Genomic DNA, 19,680 nt, shown 5'->3' with positions numbered 1-19,680 from the left:
CACTGGCCTGGTTTTACTCCGCCCCGTGGCCGACTTTTGCGCCGCCGTTGACAGACGTCGAGGGCGAGACCAATACGTGTCTTCCCGTGCGGTGGTCCTGCATATAGCCGGTTCACTGGAAGCAGGCGCCGAAGCACCCGAAAGTCCGGATGGGCTTCGAGAGCGCAGGCAGCTTCGGACAAGGCGTTGGAAGCGAAAGACGTCATCGCCCGCCTGATAGTCGCGGCGCGCTGCCGGGGAAAGCGTGCGCAGGGCAGGGCCGAGAAAATGACGCGCCCGATCTGCCCAGGCGAAACGTGAATGGTCGATCAGTGAAAATCGTGACTGCGGATCGGCACGAGATCATCCGGATCCTTGCCCGGCCCGTAGCCTGGCGAGCCCAGCGTCCTCCCGCGAGGCCAGGATGGATCGCGTGGATCGGGACCGCCGCCGTTACTGGCGCCGTCACCGCGTCCTGGCGTCACGGAGAAGTCGCTGTGGGCAATCGAGCGGAGCATGTCGTCGTGGTTGATGATGCGGTCGCAAATCACGTGGATGATCTCGCCCTCCTTCTGCAGGCGGCCGCGCATTGCGATCATCGAGGCGGACATGATCTGCCGGCGGTAGATCTCGAACTTGTTCGGCCACAGGATGCCGTTGGCGATGCCGGTCTCGTCCTCGATCGTCACGAACAACACGCCCTTGGCCGATCCGGGCCGCTGGCGCACGAGGATTACCCCGGCAACCTCGATGTTGCGGCCATCGCGGATCGCGCCGAGATCGGCGCAGCGCACGATGCGCATGGCATCGAGCTGCGAGCGCAGGAACTGGAGCGGGTGCCCGCGAAGCGACATCTGTAGCGAGCGATAATCCTCGACAACTTCACGGCCCTCGCTCATCGCCCGCAAGATCACGTCCTGTTCTACATTCTCCGGCCTGAAACGCGCTTCGCGCTCGTCGGCCGCCGCAAAGAGCGGGAGCGGCGCGTCCCCGAGACCTTTCACCTTCCAAAGGCCTTGGCGGCGATCCTCGGCGATGCAGGAAAAGGCATCGGCCTCGGCAAGCCGTTCTATCGCCGCGCGCGGCACTCCGGCGCGGCGCCACACTTCCTCGACGCTTTCGAATGGGGCAGGGCCGCGTGCGGCCACGATCGCGGCGCCATGGACATTGGCGAGGCCGCGCACCTGGCGAAAACCCAGTCGGACCGGGAGGTATTTGCCGCGGCCGGGTTCGAGTGAACAGTCCCAGTGGCTGTGGTTGATCGAGACGGGACGCACTTCGACGCCGTGGGCTCTCGCATCGCGCACGATCTGCGCGGGCGCATAGAAGCCCATCGGCTGGGCGTTGAGCAGGGCGGCGCAGAACACGTCGGGATGATGATATTTCATCCAGCAGCTTGCATAGGCGATCTTGGCGAAAGAGGCCGCATGGCTTTCTGGAAAACCGTAGGATCCGAAGCCCTCGATCTGCTTGAAGGTACGCTCGGCGAAGTCCTTGGGGTAGCCGCGCGCGACCATGCCGCCCACCAGCTTGTCGTAGAAGTGGCTGACCCCGCCGGTCAGCTTGAAGGTCGCCATCGCGCGGCGCAGCTGGTCGGCCTCGACCGGCGTGAAGCCGGCACCGACGATCGCGACCTTCATCGCCTGTTCCTGGAACAGCGGCACGCCCAGCGTCTTTTCGAGCACGGCGCGCAACTCGGGCTTGGGATATTCGGGCGTCTCCTTGCCTTCCCGGCGACGCAGGTAGGGATGGACCATGTCGCCCTGGATCGGACCGGGCCGCACGATCGCGACTTCGATGACGAGGTCGTAGAACTTGTCGGGCTTGATGCGCGGCAACATCGACATCTGCGCGCGGCTCTCGATCTGGAAGACGCCGAGCGTATCGGCCTTCTGGATCATCGCATAGACGTCCGGGTCGTCGTCCTGCAGGTCGGCCATGCCGACCCGGATGCCCTTGTGCGTCTCTAGGAGGTTGAAGGCACGGTTCATGCAGCCGAGCATGCCGAGACCCAGCACGTCGACCTTCATGAACTTGAGGGCATCGATGTCGTCCTTGTCCCACTCGATGATCTGGCGATCCTCCATGCGGGCGGGCTCGATAGGCACGAGATCGTCGAGCCGGTCCTGCGTCAGCACGAAGCCGCCCGGATGCTGGGACAAGTGGCGCGGCGTGCCGATCAGCTGGCGCGACAATTCGAGCGTCAGGCGCAGGCGATGATCATCGGCATTGAGGTTGAGGCTCTCGATCTGTTCGTCGCCGATCCCGTCCATCGACCAGCCCCACACGAGCCCGGTGAGCATCTTGGTCAGGTCGCGCGGCAAGCCCAGCGCCTTGCCGACTTCGGCGACGGCGCCGCGGGTGCGGTAGCGGGTGACGACGGCGGTCAGCGCCGAACGATGGCGCCCGTAAGTCTCGTAGATCCACTGGATGATCTCCTCGCGTCGTTCGTGCTCAAAATCGACGTCGATGTCGGGCGGCTCCTTGCGCTCGCCCGAGACGAAGCGCTCGAACAGCAGTTCGTGTTTGATCGGATCGATCGAGGTGATGCCCAGCATGAAGCATACGCAGCTGTTGGCCGCCGAGCCGCGCCCCTGGCACAGGATGCCGCGACGCCGGCTCTCGGCGACGATCGCATGGACGGTCAGGAAATAGGGCGCATAGCCGAGCTGCTCGATCAGCCGCAGTTCGTGATCGATCTGCTTGCGATAGGCTTTGCCGAGCCCTTGCGGAAACATGCGAACAGCCGCTTCTTCGGTCAGCGCAGCAAGCGCCTGCTGCGCGGTGCGCCCGGCCATGACCTGCTCGTACGGGTACTGGTACTCGATCTCGCCGAGATCGAAGCGGCATTGGCCGGCAATGTCGGCGCTGGCCTGGATCGCATCGGGAAAGGCCGCGAAACGGCGCTCCATCTCCTGCGGCGACTTGAGATTGCGGTCCAGGAAGCGCTCTCGCCTGAAGCCCAGCGCGTCGATCGTTGTCCTCTCGCGGATCGCGGTCATCACGTCCTGCAAAAGGCGCAGTCCGGGTTCGTGGTAGAGCACGTCGCCGGTCGCGACGCTGCGGATGCCGGCGTTGCGGGCCAGGCCATCGAGCTTATGCAGCCGCCCCTGGTCGCCCGGCCGGCGGCGCAGCGACAGCGCGCAGTAGCCGCGCTCGCCGAACATGGTGCGCAGGTCCTGGAGGTGCGCCGAGGTTCGCGCGTCCGGCATATCCGGCAGCAGGATCGCAACCAGCCCTTCGCAACGCTCGGCAACGTCGCTCCAGGCGAGGATGCACTTGCCCTTGCCGCCGCGGCCCTTGCCCAGGGACAGTAGACGCGTGAGGCGCGACCAGGCGGCGCGATCGGTAGGGTAGAGCAGCAGTGCGCGGCCGTCGGCCAGGTCCACGCGCGAGCCCGCGATCATGCGCACGCCGGTCTCCTTTTGCGCCGCCCATCCGCGCACTACCCCGGCGAGTGTGTTATGGTCGGCAAGGCCCAGCGCGGTGTGGCCTAGCGCCGCCGCAGCGGCGAACAGCTCCTCGGGGGCGGAAGCTCCGCGCAAGAACGAGAAGTGGCTGGTCACCTGCAGTTCGACGTAGGTTGCCATCAGCCGAACACGCCGTGGAGATACCAGCTGAGATCGCCGGTCGGCGCATCGATGCCGTCGCCGCGCCGGAACAGCCAGAAGCGTTCGCCGCCCCCGGTCTCGACCATGAAATAGTCGCGCACCGCCCACATCTCGCGCGCAGACCGCCACCATTCGCCATGGATGCGCTCGGGGCCTTCGCCAGCCGACACCCGGTATGGCGTGCCGCGCCACGAGAAGCGACGCGGAGGATGATCGGGTAGCAGGGCAACCACGTTGGTGAGCATTTCAGGCTGATGCAGTAGGCGAACCGGCCGGCGCCAGGCAGGCCAGCCGGCTGTCGTCGCAAGCGGCGGCATTCGGCGAACCGCGCGCTCAGGCACGTCGCTCTCGATCGCGCTGACCCGGAACAGGGCCTCTTCGCCAGCCCGGCCCGCCAGTTGGTCGACGAGCGGCGCGACATCAGGCGTGTGCTGGGTGTTCAGGAGGCCACTCCCGAGCGCGACCGGCTGCACGTCCTCGACGCGCGGCGCAGCAAGCTTCATCACCTCGATGCCAAGCCCGGGGTCGATCCGATCGAGGCGCATGGCGAACATGCGTGCGAGATGCTTAGCATCTCGGGTGGCACGCGCGGTGCCCACCGCGACGCGCTGGTCGATCCCGTCCACCCGCTGGCAAGTCAGCACTGCGGTGCGCAAGCCCAGCCGGCGGCCTTGCAGATCGTGCACGAGGTCGGCGAGAAGATCGCCGATTACATGGTTGATGGCCTCGGCGGTGACGACTGGCTCGAGCAGCCGGCGCTCGGCTCGAGGCTCCTCGAACGCAGCCACCGGAACGATCGGCTCGGCAACAAGGCCTCGCGCCTGGTCGAGCCGCTCGACGGCCTTCAGCCCAAGCCTCTTGGCGAGGGGGCCGCGCGGCATCGCATAGAGGTCGCCGATGCGTTCCAGGCCGAAACGGCCTGCCGTTGCCAGAGTGTCGGTGGCCAGGCGCAGGGCGGCCAAGGGCAGGTCGGCGATTGCCTGCGCCTCGCTGCGTGGAGGCAGGATAATCACGGTGTGGGCTCCGAAACGAGCAAGCGCATGCGCGGCGCCCGGCGTTGCGGCGATGGCGATGCGCGCGGTAAAGCCCAGGCGATCCAAAAAACGCAGAACCCCGCGGCAGAAGCGATCCTCGCCGCCGAACAGATGCGTGGTCCCGGTGAGATCGAGCCAGAGGCCATCGGCATCGCAGGCACTTGCGGTCGGTGTCCAGTGCCGGACGGCGTGAAGCGCCAGCCGGTTGAGCCAGGCCGCGTCTGCAGTTCGGTCCGCGCCGCGCACGTCGAGGTCGCTTATGAGTGCGCGTGCGTGGGCGGCGGCCATGCCGGGACGCAATCCAAGGTCGAGCGCGACCGGGCAGGCGGCGGTCACGATGTCGCGTTGCCCGCTGCGCGTGATGAGGACCAGGGGCCTGGTCCGGAGATCTGACTCGCGATGCGCCGCGTGCACCGGCCACGGCCTGCCGGCCGGTCCACCGTCGTCACAAGCCATGCCCCTGAAGGGATGATCGGTGGTTTCGCTGCGCCGCCCCATCTCGCGCATCGTCGGTCGCTGATGAGCCGGCAGTGCGTCGATATCGGCCTGCGCCGGGGCGGGGCCAAGCGGACCTTGCGCCCAGCGGGCGCCGGGTCGCCATCCGCCGCCGCGCGGCACCGAGCAGGCACCGGGGTCGTCGTCGATGGCTTGCAAAAAGCGCGGGACCAGCGCGGCCGCGTCACGCGGCGCGGATGGACGCTCCAACCGGCGCAGTCGCTCGATCGGCAACTGCGGCAGGTAGAGCGAGGCAACCCTGGTCATCGCAGGCCTCGACAAGAAGGGAAAAGGGATTGCCGCCGCGCTGGCGGACAAGTTCGATCGTCCATTGCCCCCGGCCGATGCCCGCATGGGGTAGCGTGGTGGAAGGCGCCGCTGCGATGCTCCAGCGCGTCATTGCAGAGGAGGGCTGAGCCAGCGGGCTGCGCTCGCGCGAACGATGCCGCCGGTAGAGAAGCATCGGGGTTTGCCCGTCGGATGCAGCCAGCTGCAGGCGCCGGGTAGCGGTCTGGTCGGCGGCTTTGACCTCGGCGATGACGCAGGCCAGCGATCCGTCGCGCAAAGCATCTTCGGCCAGTGCAAGGACTTCGGAGTCCTTCCTGCCCTGGGCATAGAGCACCTTGCCGGGGCCGAGCCCGACCTGTTCGAGGCCCGGAGCATACAGGTCGAAGCGGCTAAGCGCCCACAGCACGGTCATGCCCTGGACGGCAGCAAAGCGCGCGGCGAGCCCTGCGGCAAACAAGGTGGCGGCAGCATCGTCGCTCCAGCTGGCGCTGGCGCCGGCGATCTCGTGAAGCGCAGCGCCATCGAGGCCGCCGCTGGCGAGGCGCGTGTCGATTTGCAGCAGGCCGAACGGCAGCACCGGCCCGCGCGCTGCCTGCACCTGCGCGATCTGGGCGCGTAGTGCGGCAAGGTGCTCGGCAGGCAGCCGGGAGGGAAGGGCGGTTTGCAGGATCATTGGTCAACAGCGACTCATGTGTTCGCTATATGTTCCATTCCGACCGCCACTGCGTCAAGGTGTCGGGCCATGCAAACGAGGGAGAAGGCCGCTAAGCAACGGGTTGATAAAGAGAAAGAAATTTCAGGTAAACCGTTGTGCTCAGTAGTGTCCTCAAGGAAGGGAACGCGCTCGGGGGCTGTTGATGGGCAGTTTCCTCGCGGTTCGCGCGCAGTTGTGTGACGCGGCATTGTTCGGCGAGAGCGTGCTCACTGGCTGAGCGCCGGGCCCCGTGCCCGTCACTCACAAGCTGCTCAGCCACAACCACGTGGATCAGAGCACGGTCGATCCTAACGTCCCGCGCCTTAGCCTGCCCCAACACGCTAGCAGGGGACGGATTGCAGCTGCAGGATAGGATCAAGCCTGTGTCCGCGTGGGCTCTGCAAATCTGCTGGGCCGCGCGACTTTCTGCTGTTCAGCTGCCCGCCGGTCGGTGTAGCGCTTGTAAGCGTACCCGCTTGCGACTGCGGTGATGAGGCCAAGGGTGCCGAGGCGGCGTATCACCATCGGCGCTGCAAAGCCGAGCAAAGTTCCTCCAGTGCCGCTCACCCCCTGGACGTGCTTTGCGGCCTTGTTTCCTGCGATTGCGCCGATGACCTTGCCAAACATGGGAATCCTCCTTGTGTGCGTTATGCAAGAGACCGGGCCGAGAATGGTTCCGCGCGCGATGTTATCCGGGTAATTCGGGCACCGGATGCGTTTCACATATCCACAGGCTGTGGACAAAGCGGCCTCAAGGCGCGTTCAGCGTGAGTATGCGACTTTGAACGCGGTTTCGGCTGTTCCATGGTGGAAGGCCGCGAAGCTCGAAAGCAACGTAGGTTTGCGAACCATAGACATCGACAGGACGAACTTCTCATGAACAACAGCGATCTCGCCGACGCCATCGCCAACGATCACGGCATTACCAAAATCGACGCCCGCAAGATTGTCGACGCCGTCTTCGAGGCCATCGGCAGCGCGGCAGCCAAGGGTGAGGAAGTCTCGCTCAACGGCTTTGGCAAGTTCAAGGTGAAGGACAGCCCCGAACGTGAAGGCCGCAACCCCGCTACCGGCGAGGCAATGACCATCAAGGCTTCGAAGAAGCTGACCTTCACGGTCGCCAAGGCGGTCAAGGACAAGCTCAACGGCTGATGCAATACGGCGGCGGCGGCGCGCCTATTGCCGGCGTCGCCACCATGCATAATTTCCCTGACCAGTTCCCGAGGCCGAGCGGCATGATCGTACGGATAACAGTGGGCAGCAACGCTGACCTTCTTGAATGGTCGGCTCTGCGCACGTCGCTCTGGCCAGATGGCTCGGAAGCAGAGCACCAGGAAGACGTGGTTCAACTGATGGCGGAGCCACAGCCTTTCATTGGCTTTCTGGCGCGCGATCAGCGCGGCGCGCTTGTCGGATTTGCGGAAGCCGCGCTGCGCGTCGATTACGTCAACGGCTGCGAAACTTCACCGGTCGCGTTCCTTGAGGGGCTGTATGTCGTGGAAGAATGCCGGCGGCAAGGCATTGGTCGCGGCTTGGTGGACGCCGTGGAAGCTTGGGCTCGCAGCATGGGCTGCGCTGAACTCGCCTCGGATGCCATGTTGGACAACACCGTGTCGCATGCGATGCACGCAGCGCTGAAATTCGAGGAAACCGAGCGAGTGGTGTATTTTCGCAAGGTCCTGACGCCGATGCCGCTGTTAAGCTGAACTGCTCCAGATGAAGCTTCGGATGTCGATTGACACCTTTTTCCGCAGCTTGTTCACCGTGTTATCAACAGGCCGCACATCTATGGGGCATGCCGGGCAGACCGGGCATTGATGCTGATCGGCCGCCGCCAATCCGACGATAGGAGTATCTGCTGGCCAATCGTCTCATAGGAACACGCGCCGTTGGCGCATTGTTGTAGTCGGGCGTGCCTCAGATCGAGGTGTTCGCTATATTTACCCTTGAAAAGCCCAGAAATCGCGTCGATCCATGACAAATTGCCATAAAGGCAATAGCTCAACGTCGTCGTTATAAATCCGAGAGGGGCAAATCGATGCCTGACACCGAACCGACTTCCGATATTGCTGCACTCACCGTTCAACTTCTGAGCGCGTATCTCGCCAACAATACGGTCAGTGCGGATGATCTTGCCGGCCTCATTCGCTCGACACGGGCCGCTCTGGTTGAAGACAGCGCCCCTGAACAAGCAGAACCCGAAGCACCTATCTTCACGCCCGCGGTTTCAGTGCGCAAGAGCCTGGCGTCGGCGGATCACATTCTCAGCCTCATCGACGGCAAACCTTACAAAACGCTCAAACGTCACCTGGCGAGCAACGGACTCACCCCGGAACAATATCGCGAACGCTACAATCTGTCTGCGACCTACCCGATGGTCGCGCCGTCTTTCGCGGCGCGGCGCCGCGAGATCGCCGAAAAGATCGGATTGGGGAAACGCGAGGCGGCTGTCGGCAGTTCGGCTATGCCAAGTCCAACTTCCGCCGACGTAAGCGCAGAACTGAGCCCATCAAGTGAACCCGCATCCGCACCGGTAAAGCCCAAGCCCGCTGCAAAGACAAAGTCCGCGGGAACGCCGAAGCCAAAACAGCGCAAAGCTGATGCGCACCATGCACCCGCTTCTTCGGTCGCCGCCCCTTCTGCCAAGACCGTGAAGGAGGCAGGGAAGGCTGCGGCGGAGCCTGCTCCGGTAATGCCAAAGCGGCGTAACGAAAAAAAGGCTGGCAAAGCGCTCGCGAATTCCCCGTCTTCTGGGGCTAAAACGGGAGCCGTCCCAGCGGTCGAGATACCTTCGAACACTGCTGAGCCGGAGACCGCCGCGCCAAAGGTCGAAACCGCTGCTGTTGCCTCTGCCGAAACGAGGAAGCCAGAAAAGGCTGCGACCGGCGCCACGCGGAGGAAGCAGCCGGTAAAGCGTATGGCACGGACGCCTGAGCCGGCGAGAGAGTCTGCTGCCTCAATTCCAGTGGTGGAAGAAACTGCCGAAGTGGTCGAAAAGCCGAAGCGCCGGCGCAAGCTCGGCCTATTCGGGAACGAGGCCGCTGAGGGAACCACTGCGGTTGAAACGACCGTACCCGCTGTCGCGGAGGCTAAACCGCGTCGTAAGCGTCAGGCCACTAAGGCCAAGTAAAGCTGTCGGACCCGCCACTCTGCCGCGACAGGCGGCAGAGTGGGATGGGCAGGTTGGCGTTCCCTACCAGAAAGCTTCACACTGCCGACGATCCAATGGTAGTTCCTGGTCGCCAACCGATAACGCCGAACCGAAGCCGTTATCCATTCTCGCCACTACGTGCTCCTTTAGATATGACGAAGCGGCGCGCCTTGCAGGGGCATTGGCGCGCCATGCAACACCGTAACCTCGTCATGTGCCGACAACGTTCCTATCTGTCTGGAGCATGTGAAGCTGATCGGAGGAACGCCTGAGAATGCCCCAGGAGTTGAAGATCGATTTCGTGTCCGATGTGGCCTGTCCCTGGTGCGTCATCGGACTGAAGGGCCTGGAAGCCGCCCTTGAGCGGCTCGAGGGAGAAGTCACTGCCGAGATCCATTTCCAGCCGTTCGAACTGAATCCGAACATGGGGAACGAGGGGCAAAACCTGCGTGAGCACATTGCCCAGAAGTACGGATCCACGCCCGAACAGTCGGCCGCGAGCAGGGCGGTGCTTCAGGAGCGCGCCGCAAGCGTCGGCTTCACGATTGCGATGAACGACGAGAGCCGCATCTACAATACGTTCGACGCGCATAGGCTGCTGCATTGGGCGGGAGAACAGGGCCGCCAATCCGAACTCAAGCACGCGCTGTTCGAGGCGTACTTCACGCACGGTGCCAATGTCTCGCGCCATGAAGTGCTGCTGGACGTAGTCGCGCGCGCAGGCCTCGATACGTCGCGCGCGGCGGAAATCCTCTGCGGAGACGAATTCGCTTCGGCAGTCCGTGATGACGAGGAACTCTGGCGCTCGCGGGGGATCTCGAGCGTCCCGGCGATCATGATCGACGAGAAGTACCTTGTGTCGGGCGGCCAGCCGGTCGAGGTGTTCGAGGAGGTGCTGAAAAAGATTGCCGCCGAACGGGTTGCAGTCACTCAGTAGCCCCGGACGGCACCTTGATGCAGGCCGATGTCGTTACCTCTGCAGCTTTGGCATGGCTGGCTCCGTCCGGGTGAAGTCGATGAAGGCCCTGAGCGGAGGGGGAAGCTGGCGGCGGCCGGAATAATACAGCATCGGCCCCGAGAACGGCTCGTCCCATTCGTCGAGTATCCGTTCCAAGGCCCCTGACTGCATGGCCGGGGCAAGCCAGTCCTCGAAGAGCCGCACGACACCAAGGCCAGCCATCGCTGCCTCGATCAGCAGGTCACAGGCCGATCCGGGCTGGATCAGCAGAGGGCCGGGCGGGTCGAGACGGATCACTTCGTCGCCGCGCTCGAACTCCCAGGTGGCCCGTGCACCGCTGGAGAAGCGCAGGCGCAGGCAGGCGTGGTCGAGGAGGTCGCGGGGATGCGCAGGGCGGCCATGGAGATCGAGATAGGCCGGCGCCGCCACCGTGATTATTCGCTGCGAACGCGGTCCGATCGGTACGGCGATCATGTCCTGCTCCAGCCGTTCCTCGTAGCGGATGCCGGCGTCGGCGCCGGAGGCGAGGATATCGACGAAGCTGTCTTCCACGGTCACTTCCACCCGGATTTGGGGGTGCGCCTTCAGGAATGGCGGCAGGATGCCGGGTAGGACGGTTCTGGCGACGTTCGCCGGGACATTGAGCCGTAAGGTGCCGGCCGGCTGGTGGGTTTCGGCATGGACGGTGTCGAGTGCTGCACTGATCTCGGCGAGGGCGGGGGAGAGGCGTTCGAACAGCCGTGCGCCTGCTTCGGTGGTAGAGATGCTGCGCGTCGTGCGGTGCAGCAGGCGGGCGCCCAGCCGCGTCTCCAACCGCCGAAGCGCTTCGCTGAGGCCGGACGCGGAAACGCCCGATACGCGCGCCGCTTCGCGGAAGCCGCCCGCGCGGGCGACGGCCACGAAAGCCGATAGATCGTCGAGTTCAGTCGCCATTGTGCAGGTTCTCGTACAGCCTGTGCCGAACTGCACGGCTTATCGATCGATGGCAACCAGTCCATATGCCTGATCACACCTTTACAGGAGACCTGCGCATGACCGATCTTGCCACTGCGAAGACCTTCGAACTCGGCGACCGTACCGTCAACCGGATGGGCTACGGCGCCATGCAGCTTGCAGGACCCGGCGTGTTCGGCCCGCCGCGCGATCGCGCTGCCGCGATTGCGGTCCTGCGCACCGCCGTCGAGGCCGGGGTCAACCATATCGACACGAGCGACTTCTACGGACCGCATGTCACCAACCAGATCATCCGCGAGGCCCTGCGTCCCTATACCGATGATCTGGTCATCGTGACCAAGGTGGGCGCGGTTCGCGGCGATGATGCCTCGTGGCTCCCGGCGCAGAGCCCCGCCGAATTGACGCAGGCGGTGCATGACAACCTGCGCAATCTGGGGTTGGAGCAGCTCGATGTCGTCAACCTGAGGCTGATGGGCGACGTCCACGCGCCGAGCGAAGGATCTCTCGAAGCACAATTCTCCACGCTTGCGCAATTGCGCGAGCAGGGACTGATCCGGCATCTTGGCCTCAGCAACGTCACCCCTGCGCAAGTAGCCGAGGCGCAGAGGATCGCTCCAGTGGTCTGCGTCCAGAACCAGTACAATCTCGTTCACCGTGCCGATGACGCCCTGGTGGAAGACTTGGCCATCCAAGGGATCGCTTACGTCCCGTTCTTCCCGCTGGGCGGGTTCAGCCCGATCCAGTCAGATGCGCTGTCCCGGATTGCGGCGCGGCTTGAAGCCAGCCCGTTGCAGGTTGCGCTGGCGTGGTTGCTGGCACGTTCGCCCAACCTGCTCCTGATCCCGGGCACCTCGAGCGTCGCGCATCTGACGGAAAACCTGGCGGCCGAAAGGCTGCGCCTGTCGCAGGATGTTCTCGCTGAGATGGATGTCATAGCGGGCACATGAAATCGTCCGCCGTTCGAGGGCAGAGGTGCGCTGTGAGGTCGGATTGTGCGGTCTAGCCGATGACCGTCCGGGCGAATGCCGCCGCTGCCTCGAGGCCATCCTGCCCGACGCTGTGGCCCAGCCCCGGCGAGACGTGCATCTCCACACCCACGCCGGCTGCCGTGAGTGCGGTGTTGGCAAGATCCATCGAACGGAACGGCACCACCTCGTCTTCGGTGCCATGGATAAGCAGGACTGGCGGGCGGCTACGGATATCTGCCTGCAGATGATCCGGCGCGACCAGCATGCCCGAGATGCCGACGATTCCGGCGACAGTTTCGGTCCGGCGCAATCCGACGTGGAGCGCCATCATCGTGCCCTGGCTGAACCCGACAAGCAGCAGGCGGTTGCTGGGCAGCCCGGCAGCTTCGAGCTCCGCAATGAGGAAGGCATCGAGCATCGGCGCCGCAGCGTCCGCACCGGCGGCACGTTCTGCCATCGAGAAGGTCTCGATCGGCCACCACTGGTAAGCGGCCGCCATGTGGGGGATTTGCGAAGGGGCATTCGGCGCCACGAAGGCGGCATTCGGCAAGGCGGGCTGAATCATGCTTGCAAGCGAAATGAGGTCCTCGCCGTTGGAGCCATAGCCATGGAGGAGGACTACCAGAGCATCGGGGGCATTGCCGGAGAACGGGGCGAGGCGGGGGCCGTCGAGCATCAGGATCTTCCTTCTGGATTGTGTGGGGCGCGTGGTCGAGCGCCCACAGGCTTCGGTTGAAACGCACCGCGTGGCGTCCCCGTTCTGGCTGCAGCAAACAGACGTGCGAGATCGATGAATGCCTTGAACGCGGCAGAACGCCCTGCGCCGGGATGGCAGCGGCACAGCGGCACAGCGGCACAGCGGCGCGAGCGGCAGGGGCAGTCGTCCAGCTTTCTCACCAGCCGACCGTATGTGCGCTCGTCCCGGATCCGCCTCCGTGAAGCAGTTGATATCCAAGGCTTCATGCCCAGCTGATAGAGCGGAGTGTCGCATGCGGGAAGGGCGGTGGGTACTAGGGGCAGGGGTAAGGTTCAGCTTCGCGAAACGAAGACAGGTTGGCGCTTCTCGAAGAATGCAGCGAAGGCTTCCTGGGCCTCGGGCGATTGCATCGCACCGCGGAAAAGACCTGCTTCTTCCTCGATCCGTGCAGCTACAGCGGCCTGATCGCCTTTCATAAGACGCCGCGTTGCAAGAAGGGCCTCCGGCGGCCTGGTGGTCAAAAGCCGAGCCTTGCTCCTCGCATGGTCGAGAAGCTCATCGCCCGGAACGATACCGGTGATCAGGCCCGCCATGTCGGCGCCTTGCGCATCCATCGGCTCACCCAGCAGCAGCATCGATGCCGCCTTGGCATGTCCAAGCGTAGTGGGCGCCAGCAGGCTTGATCCCGCTTCCGGGACGATCCCGAGGTTGACGAACGGCATGACGAACCGGGCGTCCGGGGCTGCGTAAACGAGATCGCAGTGGAACAGCAGGGTCGTTCCGACGCCTACGGCAAGGCCTTGGACCGAAGCGACGATCGGCTTCTGGAACATGGCTATCGCCCGGATGAAATCGAAGGCGGCGGCGGCGCCTTCCGGGCCGGATACGAAATCGGCCAGGTCGTTCCCAGCACAGAAGGCATCACCCGTACCATGGATGAGCACCGCGCGAACATCGCTTCGGTGAGAGGCGTCGGCGAGGGCGCTCGTCATGATCCGGTACATGGCGCCGGTCAGCGCGTTCTTCTTCCCGGGGCGGTCGATCTCGATTTCCAGAACGTGGCGGTCGTTGGTCACTTTGACGAAGTCCGTCATGTGCCCTTCCTTCCCATGATTTGAGTGAAATTATGAACCAGCCAGGTCGATATTCAGGCTTGGTCGAGTGCCTGAGACAGATCCGCGACGATATCGCTTTCGTTCTCGATTCCGATGGACAGACGGACCGTGGACTGCAGGACGCCGATCCGGTCCCGGATTTCCACGGGTACGCCGGAATGAGTGGTCGTGGCCGGGTGGCTCGCCAGCGATTCCGTGCCTCCTAGGCTGACCGCGAGCTTGAAGATCTGCAGGGCGTTGAGGAACCGGAAGGCTGCCGGCTGCCCTCCCGCGATGTCGAAGGCGAAAGTCGATCCCGCTCCTTCGCACTGCGCCGCAAAGACGTTCGCCTGCGGTGAGCCCTCGGCATGAAACGGGGGATAGGCCACGGCTTCGACCTTGGGGTGGTCGCGCAGAAAAGCGGCGGCCACGGCAGCATTCGCGTTCGCCCGTTCCATGCGCAGCCCGAGCGTTTCGAGCGAACGACTGAGCATCCAGCTGCTGTGCGGATCCAGCTGCGTGCCAATTGCGCTGCGTAGTAGCCGGACTTCCCGCATGAGGGCCGCCGATCCCAGCGCGGCTCCTGCGACCAGATCCGAATGGCCGCCGACATATTTGGTCAGCGAATAGAGCGAAATATCGGCGCCGTGCCGCAACGGCCGCTGGAAGATGGGGCCAAGCAGGGTGTTGTCGCACATGAGAAGCGGGCGATGCCCCTGCTCCAGCGCGATGAGATCGCGGACCCGTGCGAGAAGGGCGATATCGACCAGGCTGTTCGTGGGATTGGCAGGTGTTTCGATGAGTATTACCGACAAGCGCCCCGAGGCGGCGGCGCTACGTGCCGCGCCAAGGATTTCGCCTTCATCAAGGCCATCGGCAAACCCAACAGCGCGGATGCCCAGATTGGCGAAGGTTCGGGCCAGAAGAGTCTCGGTCCCCCCGTAGAGAGGCTGCGAATGTAGTATGACGTCGCCTGGTCTGGCGAACGCGAGAATGGTGGTGGTGATCGCGCCCATTCCCGATGAGAAGACCACGCCCGCTTCGGCGCCTTCGTAAACCGCCAGGCGATCCTCGACGATCTCGCTGTTGGGGTGGTTGAAGCGCGAGTAGACCAGTCCGCGGCCTTCGCCCGGCTGCGGCTCCTTGCGGCCGGCGACATAGTCGAAGAAGTCCCGGCCTTCCTCAGCGGTCGGGAAGACGAAAGTGGACGTCAGGAATACCGGTGGCTTGACCGCACCTTCGGACAATGACGGGTCGTATCCGTAGTTCAGCATCAGGGTGTCCGGATGAAGCTGGTGATCCCCGATGGCGGTCTTGCTCTCACGCGGTGCGGTCATTCGTGCTATCCTCGGCTCGCCGCTTATTTGCCACCCGGTTGCTGAAGTGCAGCATTATTCCCAAGGCTGCAATACGCCCTCACGCCCGCGCTGCCGCCTGACCGGGCCATTCGCGGCTGATCCGGGGTGGGGCTTAATAGAAGTTCAAGCACCTTCGTCGGCTCATTCACGAAGGGCCGAACCTGGTCGCAGATGGCGGGTATCAGGATAACGGAGACTAATAATGTCTCATCTCAGCCGAAGCCTGCTTACGACCCTTCTCGGCCGTTCAGCCGCCGATTTTGCGCGCCCGGGTGCGGTCGGTCTGCTTTCCTATTCTGAATGCCCAAGACTGGGCCTTTAGCAGACGGAACGTTTTGGTCGAGCAAGATGGGTATATGTCGATCAATAAGCTAAAACGATCAAGCTCTTTGCTGCCTGCCGCTTGCGCGATCCCACTGAATGGATCCGTTATTGCGCCGGGTGTTCAACCGGCGCTTACACCAAGGGAGGTGCGCACGCCTAAATCTTTCCGGAACCAAGGCTGGGGCTCTTAGCGGCCGTTGCCAAGCAGTTCTGGACGAAAATCACTGCGCCGGCTCACTGTTTTTCCCGCGACAACAAACACTCCGTCCCCGGTGTAATGCAGCGTTCTGGGGTGCTTGGGCTGAGGCGCGACGTGCGCCTTTACGATTTCGAATATGAAGAGATTGTAGTCCTTGACCATCCGGTCGTCCGCCAGTCGGCACTCGAAGTTCGCGTGACACGCGGTGAGCAACGGAGCTCTGATGTGGTCGGCGGCCTGCACATCAAGGTTAAACCCAGCGAACTTGTCTTTGTCCCGGCCCGAACAATTGCCGATCCCGACGACAGCGTCGAGCATGTCGAGGGTTGGCAGGTTCAGCACACATTCTGCGCTTTGACGTATCAGCTCGAAACTATGATTGCCGGCAGAGATCATGCAGCCGACAAGGGAAGGCGTAAACTCCAGCACCATATGCCAACCCATGGTCATCACATTGCGCTCGCCGTCATGACAAGATGTCACCAGCAAGATCGAGCCGGGTTCGAGAAAGGCACGTGCCCGGTGTACCGGCAGGTCGTGTTTTTCAACCACAGGCACCCCCGGCAACATCGCGTTCTACAAAGGAGACGGTCATGCGTTGCCGTTGCGGCGCCGCGTCTCCCAGCCCTTGCGAGCCGCAGCCGATCGCTGCTCTGAAGAGCCTGACTTGTGCGCCTTGCCGCCGCGAGAGGATGCGCTGCGATTTTCCGGCTTGCCTCGGCCCGAGCCGGACTTTTTCCCACCGCCGCTTTCCTTGTTGACGGTCGCCCAGGCCCGGCTTTCAGCTTCTTTCTTGGGGGTGCCGCGCTTTTCGTAGCTTTCCTCGATATGCTCGGCCCGGCGCTTCTGTTTGTCCGTGTAGCTGCTCTTGTCACCTTTAGGCATGTTTATCCTCCTTTATCTGGCGACGGACTGCAGCTCCCGAGAACTGGTCCGAAAGAACAGCGCGATTCTGTCCCCGCGCTGCACGATCAGGCTATCGATCAATGAATGTGGGGCAAAGCGGGGTAGTCGACGTATCCTTTCGCGCCGCCTCCGTAGAACGTATCCTTGTCAGGTGCGTTCATTTCGGCACCCACGCGCAAACGCTCGGGCAGGTCCGGGTTGGCGAGAAACGACCGTCCAAAACTTATGGCATCAGCCTCTTGTGCGGCGATCGCTGCGCTGGCGCGGTCGGCATCGTAATCGCCATTGCCGATATAGACCCCGTCATAAAGAGTTCGCACTCGCTTCAGTAGCGCGCGCTGATCCTCGTCGGTATCCTGCCCGGTAAACTGCTCGATTGCGTGCAGATAGGCGAGCCCGTGTCCTGCCAGCATGCAATAAGCCGATGAGAAGGTAGCTTCAGGGTTGCTGTCGCTCATGTCGTTCGCCTGTCCAAGCGGGGAGAGCCGAACTCCGACGCGATCAGCGGGGAACACGGAAAGGACGCGCTCCATCACCTCGCGCAAAAAACGCTGGCGGTTCTCGATCGAGCCGCCGTAGTCGTCCTCGCGCTGGTTGGTACCGTCCTGCAGAAACTGGTCGAGCAGGTACCCATTGGCCGAGTGCACTTCCACACCATCGAACCCGGCCGCTTTGGCATAGCGCGCCGCAGTCTCGTAATCATCGAGGGTGGCTGCAATACCATCGGCATCCAGCGCGACCGGCTCGGAGGTGTCGGTGAGGCCATCGGCTGTGAAGGTCTGGGCCTTGGCGCGGACCGCGCTGGCGGAAACCGGTTGCGCGCCGCCCGGCAGAAGGGACGTATGGCTGATCCGGCCGACGTGCCAAAGCTGGCAGAAGATCCGACCCCCAGCAGCATGGACTGCTTCGATGACAGCCTTCCACCCTTCGACATGGGCTTCGCTGTGGATGCCGGGCGTATCTATGTACCCCTTACCCATTGGCGAAATCTGGGTGGCCTCGGAAATGATGAGCCCCGCCGAAGCACGCTGGCGGTAATAGGTGACGGCGAGTTCCCCGGGCGTCCCGTCCGCATGGGCCCGGCTGCGTGTCAGCGGGGCCATGAGGACGCGGTTGGGCAACTCGAACGCGCCGAGCCGCAAAGGTTCGAACAGATTGGAATGTCCGGTCATGATATTCCTCACTTTGCGGTGGTGCCGATCTTGATGGATTTGACGTTGACGAATTCCTTCAGCCCTTCAGGGCCATGTTCGCGCCCATAGCCTGATGTCTTGACCCCGCCGAAAGGGAGATCGGGAGAGGCGACGTCGAAAGTGTTGATGAAGATCATGCCGGTGTCGAAGTGCTTTGCAGCCAGTTCGCGAGCGCGCTCGACATCGCGGCTGAAGATACCTCCGCCAAGGCCATAGCGGCTGTCGTTGGCGATCTGCATGGCATCCTCATCATCTTTGGCCCGAATGATTGAAGCGGCAGGACCGAACAGTTCGTCGTCATAGGCAGGCTGCCCGGGCGCAACATCGACCAGAACCGTGGCGGGATAGAACCATCCGGTCCGGTCAGGAACCTGACCACCCACAAGCACGCGCGCGCCCTTGGCGACGCTCTCCTCGACCTGTTCGTGCAGTTTGTCACGCTGGGCCTTGCTGACCAGCGGGCCAAGCGCGGTCTTCTCGTCGGTGGGATCGCCCATGGCAATGGCGCGGAACTTTTCGACGTATGCCTCCACGAAGGCTTCATGGTTCCTGTCGGTAACGATGAATCGCTTGGCGTTCACGCAAGTCTGCCCGTTGTTGTAGATGCGTCCCGCAACACACGTCTCGACGGCCAGGTCGATGTCTGCATCGTCGAGGACGAGGTATGCGTCGTTCGATCCCAGCTCCAATACGGTCTTCTTGACGAGCGCGCCGGCCTTGGCGGCGACCGCTCGCCCTGCCTTGTCGCTGCCGGTCAGGGTGACAGCACGCACGAGATCGTTTTCGATCACCGTGTCGGACTGCTCGTGAGAGATCAGCAGCACACCGAACAGGCCCTTGGGCAGACCCGCCCGCTCATAGAGATCGCGCAGGAACAGGCCGCTGCCGGTGCAGCTTTCGGCATGCTTTAGCAGTACCCCGTTACCGGCCATCAGGCTGGCGATCGAATAGCGCACCGCCTGATACGCAGGAAAATTCCAAGGCTGGATGCCGTAGACGACGCCGATAGGGGCATGAGCGACATAAGCTGTCGCACCGTCGGCGGATCGCTCCTCGTCAGCGAGGACCGCGGGGCCCTGCTTGGCGGTATAGTCGCAGATCGCAGCGACGAGATCGACTTCGCTGCGGCTGTCACCGATCAGCTTGCCGACCTCGCGGGTCATCAGCGCGGCGAATTCCTCCTTGGAATCGCGCAGTTCTTGGCCGATGGCGGCAATCACGCCGGCCCGGTCTTCGAGACTGCGCAGACGCCATTCGAGAAACGCCTCGTGGCACGCCGAGACGGTCGCCGCAGCTTCCTCGTCCGACATGAGGGAATACGTCGCAATGACGTCCTCGGTCAGCGGATTGATCGTGCGGATTTGCTTGTCGCTCATAGTTTGGATTCTTTCGGTAAGGGAAGGATAGTGCTCACATCAGCCGTGCTGCGCACGGTGATGGTCGAGTGTATTGCGGATCGCCGAAAGCGCATGGGTCAGCTCCGCATGCCATCCGCCAGGTTCAAGTTGTCGCACCGCCGAATGCGCCGCGCAGACGATGCGTGTCGAAGCCCATTCGCGCGCCAAGGCCTGGGCCCATGCCGCGAAATCGTCGGCAGCTCTTGAGCGCTGCTGCAGCGCCTTGGCGAGCATCGGATGAAAGCGCAGGCGCGACTGCGGCAAGATATTTCCCAGCATGCCGGGGGCGGCGAGGACCATCAAGGTATCGTCGACATGGACAATACCTGTCAACGGCGGCGCAAAAGTCGGCCACGGGGCGGAGTAAAACCAGGCCAGTG

At 63.4% G+C, this 19,680-nt stretch carries 17 protein-coding genes and 1 pseudogene; 5 read left to right on the top strand and 13 right to left on the bottom strand.

Features of this window, described 5'->3' with window-relative positions:
- Window positions 1–308 precede the first annotated feature (308 nt).
- The 4 genes from PKE80_RS21050 to PKE80_RS21035 all read right to left on the bottom strand — a co-directional run bounded on the left by PKE80_RS21050 (window position 309) and on the right by PKE80_RS21035 (window position 6,728).
- Window positions 309–3,569: an error-prone DNA polymerase gene (locus PKE80_RS21050; RefSeq protein WP_036530052.1), complete on the bottom strand. Its 3,261-nt coding sequence runs from the start codon at window positions 3,567–3,569 to the stop codon at window positions 309–311.
- Window positions 3,569–5,386 carry a DUF6504 family protein gene (locus tag PKE80_RS21045; RefSeq protein WP_309299001.1) on the bottom strand — a complete coding sequence of 606 codons (1,818 nt, stop codon included), beginning with the start codon at window positions 5,384–5,386 and terminating at the stop codon, window positions 3,569–3,571. The genes PKE80_RS21050 and PKE80_RS21045 overlap by 1 nt, the downstream gene beginning before the upstream one ends.
- The gene (locus tag PKE80_RS21040) at window positions 5,304–6,080 is read right to left on the bottom strand and encodes an ImuA family protein (protein WP_081799221.1); all 777 of its coding nucleotides are present in this window, start codon (window positions 6,078–6,080) and stop codon (window positions 5,304–5,306) included. The genes PKE80_RS21045 and PKE80_RS21040 overlap by 83 nt, the downstream gene beginning before the upstream one ends.
- A gap of 396 nt (window positions 6,081–6,476) precedes the next feature.
- On the bottom strand, window positions 6,477–6,728 hold the full coding sequence (locus PKE80_RS21035) for a hypothetical protein (protein ID WP_271184208.1): 252 nt from the start codon (window positions 6,726–6,728) through the stop codon (window positions 6,477–6,479).
- A 249-nt stretch (window positions 6,729–6,977) separates the two neighbouring features.
- On the opposite strand from PKE80_RS21035, the gene PKE80_RS21030 reads away from it, so the two are divergent.
- From PKE80_RS21030 to PKE80_RS21015, 4 genes are all read left to right on the top strand, one after another.
- A complete protein-coding gene (locus PKE80_RS21030; protein WP_036530049.1) occupies window positions 6,978–7,253 on the top strand; it encodes an HU family DNA-binding protein in 276 nt (91 codons plus the stop codon).
- 83 nt (window positions 7,254–7,336) lie between these two features.
- Complete coding sequence (gene aac(6'), locus PKE80_RS21025) at window positions 7,337–7,807, top strand: aminoglycoside 6'-N-acetyltransferase (protein ID WP_370425233.1); 471 nt, start codon at window positions 7,337–7,339, stop codon at window positions 7,805–7,807.
- Window positions 7,808–8,139: 332 nt separating this feature from the next.
- Complete coding sequence (locus PKE80_RS21020; protein WP_081799219.1) at window positions 8,140–9,231, top strand: Ros/MucR family transcriptional regulator; 1,092 nt, start codon at window positions 8,140–8,142, stop codon at window positions 9,229–9,231.
- A 295-nt stretch (window positions 9,232–9,526) separates the two neighbouring features.
- Entirely contained in the window at window positions 9,527–10,189 is a 663-nt protein-coding gene (locus PKE80_RS21015; protein ID WP_271184206.1) for a DsbA family oxidoreductase, read from the top strand.
- Window positions 10,190–10,222: 33 nt separating this feature from the next.
- Here the strand turns inward: PKE80_RS21015 and PKE80_RS21010 are convergent, their stop codons facing one another.
- Entirely contained in the window at window positions 10,223–11,143 is a 921-nt protein-coding gene (locus PKE80_RS21010; RefSeq protein ID WP_036530034.1) for a LysR family transcriptional regulator, read from the bottom strand.
- A gap of 98 nt (window positions 11,144–11,241) precedes the next feature.
- Between PKE80_RS21010 and PKE80_RS21005 the strand changes: the two genes are divergently transcribed.
- Window positions 11,242–12,111, top strand: coding sequence for an aldo/keto reductase family oxidoreductase (locus PKE80_RS21005; protein ID WP_036530032.1), 870 nt, complete (start codon window positions 11,242–11,244; stop codon window positions 12,109–12,111).
- 52 nt (window positions 12,112–12,163) lie between these two features.
- Here PKE80_RS21005 and PKE80_RS21000 read toward each other — a convergent pair whose 3' ends face one another.
- From PKE80_RS21000 to PKE80_RS20965, 8 genes and pseudogenes are all read right to left on the bottom strand, one after another.
- A complete protein-coding gene (locus tag PKE80_RS21000) occupies window positions 12,164–12,808 on the bottom strand; it encodes an alpha/beta hydrolase (RefSeq protein WP_036530031.1) in 645 nt (214 codons plus the stop codon).
- A 353-nt stretch (window positions 12,809–13,161) separates the two neighbouring features.
- A complete protein-coding gene (locus tag PKE80_RS20995) occupies window positions 13,162–13,923 on the bottom strand; it encodes an enoyl-CoA hydratase (protein ID WP_036530029.1) in 762 nt (253 codons plus the stop codon).
- 53 nt (window positions 13,924–13,976) lie between these two features.
- Window positions 13,977–15,260, bottom strand: coding sequence for a cystathionine gamma-synthase family protein (locus tag PKE80_RS20990; protein ID WP_036530027.1), 1,284 nt, complete (start codon window positions 15,258–15,260; stop codon window positions 13,977–13,979).
- A gap of 532 nt (window positions 15,261–15,792) precedes the next feature.
- Window positions 15,793–16,356 (bottom strand): flavin reductase family protein, encoded by a 564-nt coding sequence (locus PKE80_RS20985; protein ID WP_231958450.1) that lies wholly within the window; start codon window positions 16,354–16,356, stop codon window positions 15,793–15,795.
- Window positions 16,357–16,395: 39 nt separating this feature from the next.
- Window positions 16,396–16,689, bottom strand: coding sequence for a hypothetical protein (locus tag PKE80_RS20980; RefSeq protein ID WP_036530024.1), 294 nt, complete (start codon window positions 16,687–16,689; stop codon window positions 16,396–16,398).
- A 98-nt stretch (window positions 16,690–16,787) separates the two neighbouring features.
- On the bottom strand, window positions 16,788–17,882 hold the full coding sequence (locus PKE80_RS20975) for an alkene reductase (protein ID WP_271184205.1): 1,095 nt from the start codon (window positions 17,880–17,882) through the stop codon (window positions 16,788–16,790).
- 8 nt (window positions 17,883–17,890) lie between these two features.
- Window positions 17,891–19,279 (bottom strand): NAD-dependent succinate-semialdehyde dehydrogenase, encoded by a 1,389-nt coding sequence (locus PKE80_RS20970; protein ID WP_036530022.1) that lies wholly within the window; start codon window positions 19,277–19,279, stop codon window positions 17,891–17,893.
- A gap of 39 nt (window positions 19,280–19,318) precedes the next feature.
- Window positions 19,319–19,680: pseudogene (locus PKE80_RS20965) on the bottom strand (hypothetical protein); the annotation flags it as partial.

Source organism: Novosphingobium resinovorum (assembly GCF_027922145.1).
GTDB lineage: Bacteria > Pseudomonadota > Alphaproteobacteria > Sphingomonadales > Sphingomonadaceae > Novosphingobium > Novosphingobium resinovorum.
The sequence above is the reverse complement of the archived record's forward strand: the minus strand, read 5'-3'. Positions and strand labels throughout refer to the sequence as shown.